The organism is Klebsiella sp. KPN54798, from assembly GCF_021184225.1.
Classification (GTDB): Bacteria; Pseudomonadota; Gammaproteobacteria; order Enterobacterales; family Enterobacteriaceae; genus Klebsiella; species Klebsiella pneumoniae.
Genome location: NZ_CP089234.1, coordinates 2855421 through 2870891 on the forward strand (window position 1 = coordinate 2855421; position 15471 = coordinate 2870891).

Here is a 15471-nt window from a genome sequence, read left to right on the forward strand (position 1 = left end):
GTACGTAAGTAGTAGAAGAAAACCTGCCGGAAGCCGTCCCCCGGAGCGCGTAATAACCGCGCCGGGTAGGGACGGCTTTTAGAAAAAATAACAATCGCGCCAGTACTCTATCTTATTTACAGGTGATTTATGACTTATGTGATTATTCATGCTCTTGCCCCGATTTTCGTCATTATGCTGCTGGGCTTCTGGGCCGGTAAGGCCGGGATGGTAGATAACAAAAACGTCTCGCTGCTTAATATTTTTGTAATGGATTTTGCCTTACCCGCCACGCTGTTTAGCGCGACGGTACAAACGCCGTGGGCCGGTATCGTCGCCCAGTCGCCGTTGGTGCTGGTGTTGACCGGCGCGATGTGGATCACCTATGCCGCGATCTACTTCCTCGCCACCAGCGTGTTCAAACGCACGCCGCAGGATGCCGCGGTGCTGACCCTCACCGTCGCCCTGCCAAACTATGCCGCGTTAGGTCTGCCGATCCTCGGCAGCGTACTGGGTGAAGGCGCGTCAACCTCACTGTCGGTAGCGGTCTCTATCGCCTGCGGCTCGGTGCTGATGACCCCGTTCTGCCTGCTGATTCTGGAACGTGAAAAAGCCCGCGCCGCGGGAGAAAACAGCGGTTCTACGCTGGCGATGCTGCCGGTGCTGATGTGGCGTTCGGTGAAAAAACCGATCGTCTGGGGCCCGCTGCTTGGGGTGGTGCTTTCCGCGATCGGCATTAAAATGCCGGACCTGCTGCTGGCGTCGATCAAACCGCTGGGCCTGGCTGCCACCGCCGCCGCGCTGTTCCTCACCGGGGTGATCCTGTCGGCGCGTAAACTGCAGCTCAATGCACTGATCGCTACATCAACCATCGTGAAACTGCTGGTGCAGCCGTTTATTGCCTGGGGTCTGGTGATGTTACTTGGGTTGCACGGTTCCATTGCCATTACCGCGATCCTGATGATAGCCCTGGCCGCCGGCTTCTTCGGCGTGGTCTTCGGCAACCGCTTCGGCGTACAGTCTCCGGATGCTGAAGCCGTGCTGCTGTTGAGCTCGGTTCTGTGTATCCTGTCGCTACCGCTGTTTATCTCTTTGACTTCAGGACTGTAAACCATGTCAGCAACGCCGCGTCCCCACGATTTAGTTTGGTTAAACCACGCCAGCGCCCTGGAAGACATTGCCGAGCCGTGGGTGGCTCAGCAGTGGCGAGCCGCGCTGCCGGTGGTGGTGAGGCGCGACGTTGACGACCAGGCCCGCGTCCCGGTTGGGGTGCGGGGCATGAAGCGCGAGCAGCGCGCCGCCGGCTGGGTACAGGCGCGCAATATCGTGCGCAGCGTCACCCCGGAGATGCTTGTCGAGCGCGAAGCATTACTCTGCTCGCCGTTTGTCTCGCAGCCGCCGGTCCAGGGGGCTATCGCCCTCACCTTACACCGTTGGCCCTGGGGCTGGGGCGTCACCGGCAGTACCGGCTACGCGCTGGCAACCGAGATCCCGGTGCTGCATGCGGCCAGCGATCTGGATCTGCTGATCCGCGCGCCACAGCCGCTGGACCGCGAGGCGCTGCTGGAATGGCAGACCCGGGTGGCCCAACTCCCATGCCGCGCTGATACCCAGGTCGAAACGCCGTACGGCGCCTTCGCCCTTAATGAATGGCTGCGCGACGGGCGCGCGCTGCTGAAAACGTCCCGCGGCGCGCGCTTAACCGCGACGCCGTGGCACAGGGAGGAATAATGAAGATTTTATTTACCTTTCCCGGTCAGGGCGGCCAGCGTCCCGGCATGCTGGCGATGATCCCCGATCGCGAGGCAATCCTCACCCAGGCGCGCGCCGTGCTGGGGGATGAAGTCGATACCCTCGATAGCGCCGATGCGCTACAACACACCCGTGCGGTCCAGCTCTGTCTGCTGATCGCCGGTGTCGCCTGGGCGCGCGAGCTACAGCGTCAGGGCGTGGATCCGCAGATGGTCAGCGGCCTCTCTATCGGCGCGTTTCCGGCCGCGGTGATTGCCGGCGCGCTCGATTTCGCCAGCGCGTTGCGGCTGGTGGCCCTGCGCGGGGACTTAATGGAACAGGCGTATCCTGAAGGTTACGGACTGACGGCGATTATGGGCCTGACCCGCCCGCGGGTTGAGGCGCTGATGCAGGGCCACGAGGTTTATCTCGCCAACCTGAACGCCGAAACGCAGTTCGTGATTGCGGGCCGTGATGAGGCAATGGCCGAGGTGGCGCAGCTGGCGCTGCGGGCTGGCGCCAGTAAAGCCCAGCGGCTGGCGGTCAGCGTCCCGTCGCACTGCGCGCTGCTGGATAAACCCGCCGCTGAGCTGGCGAAAGCTTTTGCCGGCGCCAGCTTAAGGCGCCCACGGTGCGCCTATTTAAGCGGCTCGACGGCGCGCGTGCTGTGGGATCCGCAGCGGATCGCCGACGATCTGGCGATGAACATGGCGCGCCCGGTCCACTGGCAGGAGGCGATGGTCGCCGCCGATGAGCGCGATGCGCGCTTAGCCATTGAGATGCCCCCCGGGGGGGTGCTCACCTGCCTGACCCGCCAGGCGGGCTGGCGCGGGGAGACCATTGCGCTGGAGCGCAGCGGCCTGGACGTCGCCCGCCATCTGGCGCAGCGGCTTAGCGATTAATACTGCGGGCGTACATCCGTCCTTCCGCTGCCAGCGCCAGCAGGTCGGCATCGCGTTCGCGATGGTGCGAATAGACGATAGAGATCAGCTGGCGCATCTGGTAGGGTTCCGCCAGCTTTAGCAGCTGTACATCCTTCTCATACACTTTCTTCATCCGCCCCGGCAGCAGGGCAAAACCGACGCCAGCCTGCACCAGGCTTATCATCGAAAAGATATCATTCACCCGGGTGACGATCTCCGGCTCGAAGCCGGCGATATGGAATGCTTCCCGGAATCCGGCATAGGTGGCGAACCCCTCCGCCAGCGAAACAAACTTGCGGTCGGCGTAATCGCGCAGATCGGCGAGCCGTGAGGCATCCAGCCGTTCAGTCGCCGGGGCGGCGAGAAAAATATCGTCCTCAAACAGCGGCACCACGTCGAAAGCGGTATTATTGAACTCCCCTTCGTTGGTGGCGATCAGGATGGCATCGAGGGCATCGTCTTCCAGCATATCCAGCAGCATCTGATTTGAACCCATCGTCAGGTCCAGCTCCAGCTCCGGGCGACGCAGCTTCATCCCCATAATGATGCGCGGAACGGTTTCCAGGGTCAGAGAATAGAGGGTACCGATGCGCAACCGCCCCTGACCGACGCCTGCAACCTTGCGCGTCGCCTCGAGCCCGCGGTTCATCAGACTTATCACATCCTGGCAGTATTCAAGCAGCGTCCACGCCGCCTGCAGCGGCAGCAGGTTGCGCCCTTTATGGACAAACAGCGGGCAGCCCACCCCCTCTTCCAGGGTATGCAGCGCGCGGTGAACGCTGACGCTGCTGAGTTTCATCGCTTCGGCGGTTCTGGCGATATTACCTTTCGCCATAAACATCATAAAGACCGACAGCTTGCGGAAGGTGATCTCCTGGTTAATATCCTCTTGCATGGCCCTTCCACACTCCTGGTTTAATTTTCTTATTTCAATTCAAACCAGTATATCTTTTATGACGCCAAAGTTGCAGGCAGCGCGCGGCCTCAGCCGGTAAATAACGCAAAAAAGGGAAGACCATGGTCTTCCCTTTTGTTCACTGTCGAGTTTGCTTTTACAGCGCCATATCGTGCTGCGGCGAGGCCTCGCGCGGCGTCTCTGCCGGCTTGGCGGTCGCGGTAGGCGCAGCCGCTGGCATCTGGATCACCGGCGGTTTCGTCAGCTGCAGGGTCGCAGCGGTGTCATCCCAAACCTGCTGGGTCAGCGCCACGTTACCGTTCAGCTTCTGGCCGTAGCTCGGCACAATAGCGTGAATGCGGCTCTGCCACTCCGGCGAGTTAAACTGCTGCGGGAACATCTGCTTGAGCACGTTCAGGGTGATCGGCGCGGCGGTGGAAGCCCCCGGCGAAGCGCCGAGCAGCGCGGAAATGGTTTTCTGCTGATCGACCACCACTTCGGTACCGAGCTTCAGCACGCCGCCCTTCTCTGCGTCTTTCTTGATGATCTGTACGCGCTGGCCGGCCTGGATCAGTTTCCAGTCTTCTTTACGCGCGTCCGGGTAGTACTCTTTCAGCGCAGCGAAACGGTCATCATCGCTGAGCATCACCTGGCTAACCAGGTATTTCACCAGATCGAAGTTGTCGAGACCGACGTGGGTCATCGGCAGCACGTTATTGGTGGTGGTAGTGCTGAGCAGATCGAAGAACGAACCATTTTTCAGGAACTTGGTCGAGAAGGTGGCGAATGGCCCGAACAGCACCACGCGCTTACCGTCGAGGTAACGAGCGTCAAGGTGCGGCACCGACATCGGCGGCGCGCCGACTGAAGCCTGGCCATACACTTTCTCCAGGTGCTGCGCGGTGACCGCCGGGTTCTCGGTCATCAGGAACGAGCCGCCCACCGGGAAGCCGGCATAGTTGTCCGCTTCCGGAATACCGGTTTTTTGCAGCAGCTTCAACGCGCCGCCGCCGGCGCCGATAAAGACGTATTTGGCGTCAATAGTCCGCGCTTCCCCGCTCTGCACATTCTTAATCGTTACGTGCCAGGAGTTGTCGGCATTACGTTTGAAATCCGTTACTTCAGAGGAGGTCTGCAGGGTGAAGTGGTTATTTTTCTTCAGGCTGCCGATCAGCTGGCGAGTGATTTCGCCGTAGTTGACATCGGTACCCACCGGCGTCCAGGTGGCGGCCACTTTCTGCTGCGGATCGCGGCCTTCCATCACCAGCGGCGCCCACTGTTTAATTTGCGCGTGATCGGTGGAGAATTTCATCCCCTGGAATAAGGTGGTCTGCTGCAGCGCGTTATAACGCTTCTGCAGATAATCCACATTATCACCCCAGACGAAGCTCATATGCGGCGTGGAATTAATAAACGAGTGCGGATCGTGCAAAATACCGCGTTTCACCTGTGCCGACCAGAACTGACGGGAAATCATAAATTGCTCGTTAATATCGAGCGCTTTGCTGACGTCAATCGACCCGTCCGCCCGCTCCGGCGTATAGTTCAGCTCCATATTCGCCGAGTGGCCAGTACCGGCATTATTCCAGCCGTTGGAAGACTCCAGCGCCACGCCGTCCAGTTTCTCCACCATGGTCAGATCCCAGTCCGGCTGCAGCGCCTGAAGCCAGGTGCCGAGCGAGGCGCTCATGATCCCGCCGCCAATCAGCAGGAAGTCGGTTTTTTTCGAGGTATCCGCTTCAGCATGCGTCGCCGCGCTGACGAACATCGCTAATGCGGTTAAGGAAATAATCGTTTTTTTCATTGCAGGCATAATAGAATTATCACGTAGCACACGGTCATAAGAGGCAGCATATTAACGCACTTTTACTTTATTTTAAAATATCATTTACACTCTCGCATTTTAAACCAAACAGTTATTTAACTTAAAAAATCAATTTTAAAAATAGAGCGAAGACGGATAAAAAAATAAGGTCGAAAATTCAATATCTATTGCCGGGTAAAATAAAAGCTAAGAATTTCTTTAATTACAAAAGTCCAGGCGCGCATGCTCATCGCGCGCCTGGCAGAGAAGGGATTACTGGGCGGGAGTGACAGCGCTACGCTGGGCTTCACGCAGGGCGAGGCGCAGATGATCGTGATGTTTGGTTAGCAGCTCCCGCGCGTGCCAGGCGTCAAGCCCGCTGAGCAGCATCAGGATCGCGGTGCGGCAGTGCTGATGACAGCTGGCCAGGGCGGCCTTTGCTTCACTGCGCGTGCAATCGGTGGCCGCCATCACAATCGCTATCTGCCGCTCCGCCCAGTGCGAATTGTCAGCCTGCACGTCCACCCGCAAATTGCTGTACACCCGACCGTCACGGATGGCGAGTCCGGTTGTCAGCATATTGACGATCTGCCTCTGGGCCAACTGAGCCTTCGGATTGGCTAACCCCGCCACCGCCTCCGGCCCGGTCTGCGGAGCAATAATGATATCCGCCAGCTGCGCCGCCTCGCTGGTCGGCTGCTGGGTGATGACCGCTATCGGGGCGCCCAGCGACCAGGCGTGGCGCATCGCCCCCCACACCCATGGCGTCTTGCCGCTGACGGTCAGCGCCAGCAGCATATCGCGATTGCTGAAGTCCAGCGACTGCAGCTCAAAGGCGCCCAGGTCATAATTATTCGCTGCAGTCTCCCGCTCGGCCATCGCCGTCGTCTGCCCACCGGCAATCAGCCCCACCAGCGCGTGTTTACCTTCCGGTGAATAGTCGCTGACCGCCTCAATGGCCGTCCGGCCCGAAGCGCCGGCGCCAATAATGACCAGGCGCCCTCCCCGGCTTATCGTCGCGGTGGCGATATCAATCAGCCGGGCGATATCCGGCAGACAGGCGCCGACCGCCTCCGATATCTGCTTATCATCCTGATGCAGCATCGCCAGCATATCGGCGGTGGCGAGGCGATCGATGTGGGTGGTCTCCGGGTGACGACGAGCCTGCATTGACGCGGTTAGCGAACTGCTCATAACAACCTCCATTTACGACAGAAAAAGCGCATCTCGGCAAAATCAGCGGCCTGATGCATATCCTTATATTCATCAGGACTATTTAACCTCTGCCGCCACTATAAGTGGAATGTTCTGCACTTTACCGCCGTCGGGGTCACAGTTTACCGTCCCCAACGCGCGTTTACGGGTGATTGTCGGTTATCTGAGCGATCCTGTCTGAGGTCTCATCTTCACCACCCGCCTGCATAGCCAGCCAGAAGGATTGCTGGCAAAGGTTATAAAACTGTTTGCGCATCGGGTTGATCTCCTGGCCGGCGGCGTCGATAACCTGCCAGTCAATCCAGCACTCCGGGCAGGATGCGCTATCCTGCTGCGCGATCTCGAGCTCATAGCGGCGCTGGATCACCACCCCGCTGCGATGCCGCCAGCGGGCGATCTCCCACTCTGCTTCCGCTTCATTATCCTGTTCACGATGCTGCGCCAGACGTTCAACGTGCCGCTGCCGGAGGATATCCCGGACCAGAGAAGCCAGTTCCATAGTGTCTCCCTTAAGCCTGTGGCGAAAAGCCGCAGTGTACCGCGCGCAGGAGGAGTCTGCCGTAGCAAAAGCGGCCTTTTGCTTTGATTACACGGCTTTATGTATGCCGCGCTATCGGCGATAATAATCTTTCACTGAATCTACCCGGGGTCGTCATGAAGGCTTCAGAGCACCCGCCTCGCGTTCGCCAACGCGCCTTACCGTTAAAGCTGAGCACCGCCGTGTCCTTGATGATCGGCAGCGTCATCGGCGCCGTGCTGCTGCTGGTGTATGCCTTGTGGTATATGCAGATCAGCAACGCCACCCGCGACGGTCTGAAAGAAACCGCGCTGGCGGTGGCGCGCACCATGGCCGATATGCCGCAGGTGAAGCGCGGACTGGAGGCGCCCCCGCAGCAGCAGATCATTCAGCCGCTGGCGCAGGCCATTACCCGCCGCAACGACCTGTTGTACGCTATCGTCACCGATATGCAGGGTATTCGCTATTCGCATCCGGACAGCTCAATCATCGGCAAACCGTTCATCGGCCACGATATTCAGCCGACGCTGCAGGGGAAAGAGAATGTCGCCATCAACCACGGGGTGCTGGCCCCGGCGCTACGGGTGTTTACGCCGGTGTTCAACGAACGGCATCAGCAAATCGGCGTGGTGGTGGTCGGCATTTCACTGAGTAAAGTGGACGAACAGATCGCCAACAGCCGTTGGGACGTGCTGCTGACCATCCTGTTCAGCGCGCTGGTCTGCGCGCTGGGCACCTGGAGCCTGGTTCGCGGCCTGAAGCGCGTACTGCTGGGGCTGGAGCCGCACGAAATATCCACCCAGTTTCAGCAGCGTCAGGCCATGCTTCACGCCCTCAAGGAGGGGGTGGTGGCGGTCGATGCCCATGGCGAGGTAAATCTCATCAACCCCGCGGCGGAAGAGATCCTCTTTTCCGGCCCGGATAAGACTCTCGTTCACAGCCCCCTGCTCGACGATCTGCAGACCGTACTGCAGAGCGGCGAGCCAATGTACGACCGCGAACTGGGGTGCAATGGTCTGCTGCTGATCGGCAATACAGTGCCCATTCGCAGCCAGGGTGCGGTGGTCGGCGCCATCTGTACCTTCCGCGATAAAACTGAGGTCAGCCAATTGCTGCAGCGACTGGACGGCATGATGAGCTATGTGGATGCCCTGCGCACCACCTCCCATGAGTTTATGAATAAATTGCACGTGATCCTCGGTCTGCTGAATATGAAAAGCTACGGCAAACTCGAGGAATACGTGCTGCAGACCGCCCACCGCTACCAGGCGGACATCGGCGACATTCAGCACCGCATTAAATCCCCGGTGGTGGCCGGCTTCCTGATAAGTAAAATTCAGCGCGCCACAGAGTGCGGCTTTACCCTGACGCTGGCGGAGGAGAGCCTGGTGCCGGATTGTCCAAACGAGAAACAGGTCACGGTGCTGGTGACGGTGCTGGGCAACCTTATTGAGAACGCGCTGGACGCCATGTGCGGCCAGGCGGAGGGTGAGATCGGCCTGCTGCTGCACTACCAGGACGGCTGGCTAAGCGGTGAAGTGAGCGACGATGGGCCGGGGATCCCGGAGAACAACATCGACGCTATCTTTAACAAAGGCTTCTCCACCAAAGGCGAGAATCGCGGCGTCGGGCTGTTTCTTGCTAACCAGCAGTTGCGCGAGCTCGGCGGCACCCTCGCCGTCGAATCGGAACCCGGCGTATTTACCCAATTTTTTGTTCATCTCCCCTGGGATAGTAAAAGGAAACCTGCGTGATAAATGTTTTAATTGTTGACGATGATGCCATGGTGGCCGAACTGAATCGCCTGTACGTGGCAAGGGTTCCCGGCTTTCGTTGCAGCGGGAGCGCTTCGACGCTCAGTCAGGCCCAGGAGATGATTAACGATCCGCAGCAGGAGATCGATCTGGTGCTGCTGGATGTCTACATGCAGCAGGACAGCGGGCTCGATCTCCTGCCGACCATCCGCGAGTCGGGTCGCGCCATCGACGTTATCATGATTACCTCGGCGGCGGATGCCGCCACGGTACAGACCGCGATGCATTACGGGGTGGTCGATTACCTGATCAAACCCTTCCAGTTTCCGCGCTTTGAAGAGGCGCTCACCACCTGGCGGGAGAAGCGCAAGCTAATAACCGGCCAGCCCTATTACGAACAGGCCGATGTCGACCGCCTGCTGCACGGCGGCGCGCCGGAGGCCAGCGACGCGCGCAAGCTGCCTAAAGGATTAACCGCGCAAACGCTGCGCACACTCTGCCAGTGGATTGACGCCCATCCGGATGTCGAATTCTCTACCGATGAGCTGGCGGCGGCGGTGAATATCTCCCGCGTTTCCTGCCGCAAATATCTGATTTGGCTGGCGCAGATCAATATTCTCTATACCACTATCCACTACGGCGCTACCGGGCGGCCGGTCTATCGCTACCGTCTGGTCGCCGAACAGTACAGTTTGCTTAAGCAGTACAGTCAATAACCCGATAGCCGCTGTCCAGCGGCGCAAAACGCAGCCGCTGCGGCGATGAGAGAATAATGTCGCGATTTTTGGTAACGAAAATCGCGTCGATATCCTGCCGCTGACGCAGCGCTGCGCAGCCCTTCTCCACGCCGAGGCCGAACAGCAGCGTGGTCCAGATGTCGCCGTCTAAAGAATCCGCGGAAATGACCGTCACGCTGTCGAGTTCGTTGTCCAGCGGATAACCGCTGCGCGGGTCGAGAATATGGTGCCAGCGTTTGCCATCCTGTTCGAAATAGCGCTCGTAGGTCCCGGAGGTGACTACCGATTGCCCGTTGACCGTCAGGGAACCGATCAGCGCCTGCGCGTCGGCAAATGGTTTTTTCAGGCCAATGGCCCATTCGCCGAGGGTATGCACATTGCCGCCGAGGTTGATCAGCGCCTTCTCCACCTGCTGCTGACGGAGATAATCGCGCACGCGGTCAGCGATATAACCTTTGGCGATCGCCCCGAGATCCAGCTCCATCCCCGGCTGTTGGAGAAACACGCTGCAGGTTGCCTCATCGAGGATCACCTCCTGTGGGCGGGTCAGCGCCAGTCGGGCTCTGATATCAGCCGCGTCAGGCACGCTGTGCCCGTGAAAACCAATTCGCCACAGCTTCACCAGCGGGCCGATGGCGAGGTTAAAGGCGCTGTCGCGCACCATGCTGGCGGCTTTGGCGCACTGGATCAGCTGAAAGACCGGTCGGCTGACGGTGACCGGATGACGCCCGGCGGCATGGTTGATATCCATCACCTGCGACTCGGCGCGGTTAACGGTGAGCAGGTCTTCGTAGCGCTTGATAAGCTGGAAAACGCGGGAGGCCATCGCCTCATCGTGGGAACAGAGTTTGAGCAGGATGGGCGAGCCCATCAACACGGCGGAGTAGCTATAGACGCGGTTATCGGACATCGGGCTCTCCTTAGAAGGGGCAAGCCGGGCGGCGAAAGCGCCAACCCGGCAGGAGCAAGGTTACAGGTTATCCTCTGGCACGTTTCGCCGCCTGATGGCCCGCGAGGGTACCGAAGATGATGATATCCGCCACCGCGTTACCGCCGATACGGTTGCCGCCGTGGATCCCGCCCACCACTTCACCGGCGGCGTAGGCGCCGCGAATCGGCTGCTGCGCCACATTCAGCACTTCGCCATCGGTATTAATGGTCACGCCGCCCATGGTGTGGTGCACGCCGGGGGCGATGCGAATAGCGTGGAACGGGCCTTCGTTAATCGGCGCGCGCAGCGCGGTGGTCCGGCCAAACTGTTCATCATGCTGTTTTTCCACCGCCCCGTTATAGCACTCGAGGGTGGCGAGGAAGGCATGGTAATCCATCCCCAGTTTCTCCGCCAGTTCCCGCGGTGAGCTGGCGCTGGTGACGAAGCCTTTGGCGATGTACTCGTCGGCAGCTTTGTTTTTCGCCCGCACATGCTCGTCGAAGACGATGTAAGCAAAGTGTTCCGGCAGAGCGATAATCGCCGCCGAGACTTTATCGCGGGTCTCCATCTCGTTGAAGAAGCGGTTCCCCTGCTGGTTAACGAGAATAGCGCCGCCGCCGCGAATCGATTCGGAAATCAGATACGAGGTCTGCTGCTCGACGGTCGGGTGAATCTGAATTTCGCCCATGTCCACGGTGCCGGCGCCGATGCGTTCCAGCAACGCGATACCGCTCCCGGTAGCCCCTTTGTGGTTAGTGGTGACGAAGCCTTCAAGGTCAGGACGATACTTCACGACCATCGCGCTGTTAGCGCTGAAGCCGCCGGTGGCCACTACGATGCTTTTGGTCTGTACTTCAATGACCTCTTTTTCGTCGTTGATCAGACGTACACCGCTAACCTCATCCCCGCGCATCAGGATCTCTTCCACCGAGGTATCCAGCAGGACGTCAATACCGCGTTTGGTGATATTGCGCACCAGGCCGCTAATCAGATAGCCGCCGACCGCTGACCCGTCGCGCGGGCGGTGGGTACGGTCAATGCTCATCCCACCGGTGGTGGTAATGTCGTTGAGCATAATGCCCCGGTCCGCCAGCCACTCAATGGCTTGCGGCGCGTTTTCAACGAAACGGCGCAGCAGCTGCGGGTTGTTTTTGTTGTGGCCGCCCTTCAGGGTTTCCTGATAGAACAGCTCTTTACTGTCTTCGATACCTTTCACGCGCTGGAAGCGGGTTTCCGCGGCGTTCATCCCGGCGGAAGCCTTGATGGTGTTCCCGCCGATGGTTGGCATTTTTTCAACGATCAGCACGCTGGCCCCTTCGTCGTGTGCCTGAATGGCTGCCGCCAGACCGGCGCCGCCGCTGCCGACTACCACCACATCATAGCTTTTCGGCGCGGCGTCATTGCCGCCCTCTTCCGCCGCCAGCGCTTTACTCGATTTCAGCATCGCTTTGGCGACCGCTTTTTTCACCGCCTCGCTCTGGCTGGTGGCCCCGGAAATGGCATCGACGTGCGGGGTATTGGCGGTGAGAATACGTTCGCGGATCTCTTCGAAGCTGGTGGTGAATTCCACAGTCTGGACCGGGCTCGCCGCCAGTTCGATATCGGCAATATGGTCATTTTCGAGGCTGACGTTGATCACCAGCTCATTGGCGTCATCGTGGACGGTCTCAACAAACATCCCCGGTTTAAATTTGGCGTCGCCCATGCTCATGTCGCGGATCATCGCTTCCACCAGCGAGAAACGCCATAGCGGTTCCGGAATGTGCAGCGCTTCACGCTGGGTGCTGTCGATAAACAGCTCCAGCTCTTCGCCGGCTGCGATACGTGACGCCCAGTCCGGATAGGCGATGCAGGCGCGGCCTACCGCAATCAGGTCATAGCCGTGATCGAGGCCCTGCTCGGCATCGGCGGCGTTCACCACCCCGCCGACGCCCATCACCGGCACCTGGGCGAGGGTGTCAGAGCGCATCGCGCAGTATTTCTCGATCAGCGGCGTCGGGTCGCTGGTATCGACGATAGACGGACGCAGGGTCGCGCCCACCGAGAAGTGCAGATAATCGACACCGCGGGCGGCCAGCTTTTCCAGCAGATACATGGTGTCGTCAAAGCGGATCCCCGGGACCTCCATCTCCTCCGGCGAGAAGCGATAGCCGATGATAAAGGCATCGTCGGCGTACTGGCGGGCCATTTTGTGGGTAATATCCAGCACCGCCAGTGGGAAACGGGCGCGGTTGTCGCGGCTACCGCCCCACTCGTCATCGCGCTGGTTGGAGTTCGGCGAATAGAACTGCTGAATGAGATAGGTGTTGGCGCCGTGAATTTCGACCCCGTCGAAACCGGCGAGAATGGCGCGACGAACGCCGTCGCCAAACTTGGCGATCATCCCTTCCACTTCTTCTCCGCTCAGCGCCCGCGGCATGGCGGCGCCCTCACGCGGCGCGGCAATAGCGCTCGGCGCCACCGGCTGGCGCCCCCCGATCAGCTGCGGGTCGACCATACGGCCGCCGTGGTAGATCTGCAGAATCGCTTTTGAACCTTCGGCTTTGATCGCCTCAGCGATTTTCGCCAGGCCGGCAATTTTTTCATCATTATCGATGCCGATCGCTCCCGGGAAGGCCAGACCGTAGTCATCAATAAAGCAGCACTCGACAATAATGGTACCGATGCTTCCGGCGCGCGCGCGGTAGTACTCCACCAGCTCGCTGGTGACGGTACCATCGAAATAACCGGTGCAGGTGGTCATTGGCGCCATGAGCAAACGGTTTTTCAGCTCGGTACCATTTGGTAAAGTAAATGGCTGCAAAATACGTTCGTTACTGGTCATAAGTTACGCTCCAGATTTTAAAATATTAAAAGCTCAGAATGGGGTGACGGAATCATTAATGGTTTTGGTTTTTTAATTCCTGTTGTCATGCCAATAATATAGCGCCTTTTTTAATTACTAAACCAATTACGTTAGTTATAAAACTATTTAACCCCAGCAATAACATCGCTACCTCTATTGTATTATTAAAATAATAAATAGCATTTACATAATACAAATGCGTGATAACAATTAGGATACTTTTGTTAACATAAACAATGACAAGGAAACAACAAAAAATACAATAAAATCATTAAGATACTAAAACAGAAAATAATTTCAGCATTTATTGTTCATTTTGCTTTTAACATCTATCGATATTTTCGCCAAAATAACATCTCATCACATAGGGTTATACTGATAATAAAAAAATAGTGAAATCACCGGCTTTTCTTGATCTTGATCAATTGCAACGGCCATTGAAAGCGCAATATATAAATAACCAACAAATTTAATTTAACGCCTCATAAAACGCGTTAAATAAGCGCCCTGTCGATACTCAGAAACGCAAAATAAAAACTAAAGTAACTTTTGTAATTAAAGAAACCACTGAGCAAGACGCTGGCGTAGACGTTATTTTCAACAACTTGCAGATACTCATTATGAAAGAGAAAAAGACAACCATACCGCCTGCCGGTGCAGTCAAGCCAACGACTGCGAATAAAAAACCTCTCCTGATGATGGCGCTGCCGATTATCGTTGCCGTGCTGTTATTGTTCGTCCCGGTCCCCGAAGGCCTGCCGCCGTACGCCTGGCACTACTTCGCTATCTTTGTCGGGGTGATCGTCGGGTTGATTTTTGAACCGCTGCCCGGCGCCGTTATCGGTATCACCGGCGTGGTAGTTATTGCCTTGTGCAGCCAGTGGCTGCTGTTCAGCCCGGATCAGATGGCCGCGCCAGGCTTCAAAATGGCTGGCGCCTCCTTTAAGTGGGCGGTGAGCGGCTTCGGCAACTCCACCGTGTGGCTTATCTTCGGCGCGTTCATGTTCGCCGCCGGCTACGATAAAACGCAGTTCGGCCGCCGCCTGGCGCTGATTCTGGTGAAATATCTTGGCCGTCGCAGCCTGACGCTCGGCTACGCCATCACCTTCGCGGATCTGCTGCTGGCGCCGTTTACGCCGTCTAACACCGCACGCAGCGGGGGGACTATCTACCCGATTATCGCTAACCTGCCGCCGCTGTACGGTTCAAAGCCAAACGATCCGAGCGCACGTAAAATCGGTTCCTATCTGATGTGGGTAGCGATCACCGCCGCCTGTATTACCAGCTCGATGTTCCTGTCGGCTCTGGCCCCGAACCTGCTGGCCCTGGCGCTGGTCAAAAGCATTGTTGGCATCAATATCTCCTGGGGCACCTGGTTCATCGCCTTCCTGCCGCTGGGTATCCTGCTGATTCTGGCCATGCCGCTGCTGGCCTACTGGTTCTACCCGCCGGAAGTGAAAGTCAATAACGAAGTGCCGCTGTGGGCCGCGCGTGAACTGGAAAAACTGGGCAAACTGTCGCGCAATGAAATTCTGCTGCTGGTATTCGTCTGCTTCGCGCTGATGATGTGGATCTTCGCCGCCGACTGGATCGAACCGGCGCTGGCTGCCCTGCTGGTTATCGTGCTGATGCTGTGGACCGGCGTGCTCTCCTGGAGCGATATCACCAACAACAAAGCGGCATGGAACACCTTTGTCTGGTTCGCCACCCTGGTGGCACTGGCCGACGGCCTCTCCTCCACCGGCTTTATCGCCTGGCTGGGTAAAGAGGGCGGCGCGCTGATGAGCGGCATCTCCCCGGGGATGGCGACCATCGTCCTGCTGCTGGCGTTCTACCTGCTGCACTATCTGTTTGCCAGCACCACCGCGCACACCACCGCGCTGCTGCCGGCCATGCTGACCATTGCCTCGACTATCCCGGGAATGAATATGGAAGTGTTTGTCCTGCTGATGGTCACCTCGCTGGGCGTGATGGGGATCATCACCCCGTACGGTACTGGCCCAAGCCCAATCTACTACGGCAGCGGCTACCTGCCGACCAAAGATTACTGGCGCCTCGGCACCATCTTTGGCGCCATCTTCCTGGCCGCCCTGCTGCTGATCGGCTATCCGTGGATGTCCATGATGTTCTGATTCATAAC

At 58.3% G+C, this 15471-nt stretch carries 12 protein-coding genes; 6 read left to right on the plus strand and 6 right to left on the minus strand.

Annotated features, from left to right (window positions below):
* Positions 1 to 129 precede the first annotated feature (129 nt).
* Genes LPQ25_RS13875 through mdcH form a run of 3 tightly spaced genes read left to right on the plus strand, consistent with a single transcriptional unit; the run spans position 130 to position 2612 of the window.
* Entirely contained in the window at positions 130 to 1089 is a 960-nt protein-coding gene (locus tag LPQ25_RS13875; protein WP_004148291.1) for an AEC family transporter, read from the plus strand.
* A 3-nt stretch (positions 1090 to 1092) separates the two neighbouring features.
* Complete coding sequence (locus LPQ25_RS13880) at positions 1093 to 1710, plus strand: malonate decarboxylase holo-ACP synthase (RefSeq protein WP_004183919.1); 618 nt, start codon at positions 1093 to 1095, stop codon at positions 1708 to 1710.
* Positions 1710 to 2612, plus strand: coding sequence for a malonate decarboxylase subunit epsilon (mdcH, locus tag LPQ25_RS13885; RefSeq protein ID WP_015874762.1), 903 nt, complete (start codon positions 1710 to 1712; stop codon positions 2610 to 2612). Before LPQ25_RS13880 ends, mdcH begins: the two co-directional genes overlap by 1 nt.
* Here mdcH and LPQ25_RS13890 read toward each other — a convergent pair.
* The 4 genes from LPQ25_RS13890 to LPQ25_RS13905 all read right to left on the minus strand — a co-directional run bounded on the left by LPQ25_RS13890 (position 2602) and on the right by LPQ25_RS13905 (position 7046).
* Positions 2602 to 3528, minus strand: coding sequence for a LysR family transcriptional regulator (locus LPQ25_RS13890; protein ID WP_002903632.1), 927 nt, complete (start codon positions 3526 to 3528; stop codon positions 2602 to 2604). The two genes, mdcH and LPQ25_RS13890, sit on opposite strands and share 11 nt — an antisense overlap.
* A gap of 157 nt (positions 3529 to 3685) precedes the next feature.
* Entirely contained in the window at positions 3686 to 5296 is a 1611-nt protein-coding gene (gene mqo, locus LPQ25_RS13895; RefSeq protein ID WP_228975728.1) for a malate dehydrogenase (quinone), read from the minus strand.
* A 309-nt stretch (positions 5297 to 5605) separates the two neighbouring features.
* Positions 5606 to 6526, minus strand: coding sequence for an N-acetylmuramic acid 6-phosphate etherase (locus LPQ25_RS13900; protein ID WP_004183912.1), 921 nt, complete (start codon positions 6524 to 6526; stop codon positions 5606 to 5608).
* Positions 6527 to 6689: 163 nt separating this feature from the next.
* Positions 6690 to 7046: a hypothetical protein gene (locus LPQ25_RS13905; RefSeq protein WP_004176301.1), complete on the minus strand. Its 357-nt coding sequence runs from the start codon at positions 7044 to 7046 to the stop codon at positions 6690 to 6692.
* Between the two features lie 155 nt (positions 7047 to 7201).
* On the opposite strand from LPQ25_RS13905, the gene LPQ25_RS13910 reads away from it, so the two are divergent.
* Positions 7202 to 8818 carry a sensor histidine kinase gene (locus LPQ25_RS13910; RefSeq protein ID WP_004179714.1) on the plus strand — a complete coding sequence of 539 codons (1617 nt, stop codon included), beginning with the start codon at positions 7202 to 7204 and terminating at the stop codon, positions 8816 to 8818.
* Complete coding sequence (dcuR, locus tag LPQ25_RS13915; protein WP_004176303.1) at positions 8815 to 9534, plus strand: two-component system response regulator DcuR; 720 nt, start codon at positions 8815 to 8817, stop codon at positions 9532 to 9534. The genes LPQ25_RS13910 and dcuR overlap by 4 nt, the downstream gene beginning before the upstream one ends.
* Here dcuR and LPQ25_RS13920 read toward each other — a convergent pair.
* Both LPQ25_RS13920 and LPQ25_RS13925 read right to left on the minus strand, forming a co-directional pair.
* A complete protein-coding gene (locus tag LPQ25_RS13920; protein ID WP_004179712.1) occupies positions 9515 to 10465 on the minus strand; it encodes an FAD:protein FMN transferase in 951 nt (316 codons plus the stop codon). The two genes, dcuR and LPQ25_RS13920, sit on opposite strands and share 20 nt — an antisense overlap.
* 67 nt (positions 10466 to 10532) lie before the next feature.
* Entirely contained in the window at positions 10533 to 13310 is a 2778-nt protein-coding gene (locus LPQ25_RS13925) for a flavocytochrome c (RefSeq protein WP_004892288.1), read from the minus strand.
* 641 nt (positions 13311 to 13951) lie between these two features.
* Here LPQ25_RS13925 and LPQ25_RS13930 point away from each other — a divergent pair.
* Positions 13952 to 15463: an anion permease gene (locus LPQ25_RS13930; RefSeq protein WP_004148278.1), complete on the plus strand. Its 1512-nt coding sequence runs from the start codon at positions 13952 to 13954 to the stop codon at positions 15461 to 15463.
* Positions 15464 to 15471 lie beyond the last annotated feature (8 nt).

Excerpts from the sequence above, each read along its gene's own strand:
- LPQ25_RS13875 (WP_004148291.1), top strand. The coding sequence starts at position 130 with ATGACTTATGTGATTATTCATGCTCTTGCCCCGATTTTCGTCATTATG.
- LPQ25_RS13880 (WP_004183919.1), top strand. The coding sequence starts at position 1,093 with ATGTCAGCAACGCCGCGTCCCCACGATTTAGTTTGGTTAAACCACGCC.
- mdcH (WP_015874762.1), top strand. The coding sequence starts at position 1,710 with ATGAAGATTTTATTTACCTTTCCCGGTCAGGGCGGCCAGCGTCCCGGC.
- LPQ25_RS13890 (WP_002903632.1), bottom strand. The coding sequence starts at position 3,528 with ATGCAAGAGGATATTAACCAGGAGATCACCTTCCGCAAGCTGTCGGTC.
- mqo (WP_228975728.1), bottom strand. The coding sequence starts at position 5,296 with ATGTTCGTCAGCGCGGCGACGCATGCTGAAGCGGATACCTCGAAAAAA.
- LPQ25_RS13900 (WP_004183912.1), bottom strand. The coding sequence starts at position 6,526 with ATGAGCAGTTCGCTAACCGCGTCAATGCAGGCTCGTCGTCACCCGGAG.
- LPQ25_RS13905 (WP_004176301.1), bottom strand. The coding sequence starts at position 7,046 with ATGGAACTGGCTTCTCTGGTCCGGGATATCCTCCGGCAGCGGCACGTT.
- LPQ25_RS13910 (WP_004179714.1), top strand. The coding sequence starts at position 7,202 with ATGAAGGCTTCAGAGCACCCGCCTCGCGTTCGCCAACGCGCCTTACCG.
- LPQ25_RS13920 (WP_004179712.1), bottom strand. The coding sequence starts at position 10,465 with ATGTCCGATAACCGCGTCTATAGCTACTCCGCCGTGTTGATGGGCTCG.
- LPQ25_RS13925 (WP_004892288.1), bottom strand. The coding sequence starts at position 13,310 with ATGACCAGTAACGAACGTATTTTGCAGCCATTTACTTTACCAAATGGT.
- LPQ25_RS13930 (WP_004148278.1), top strand. The coding sequence starts at position 13,952 with ATGAAAGAGAAAAAGACAACCATACCGCCTGCCGGTGCAGTCAAGCCA.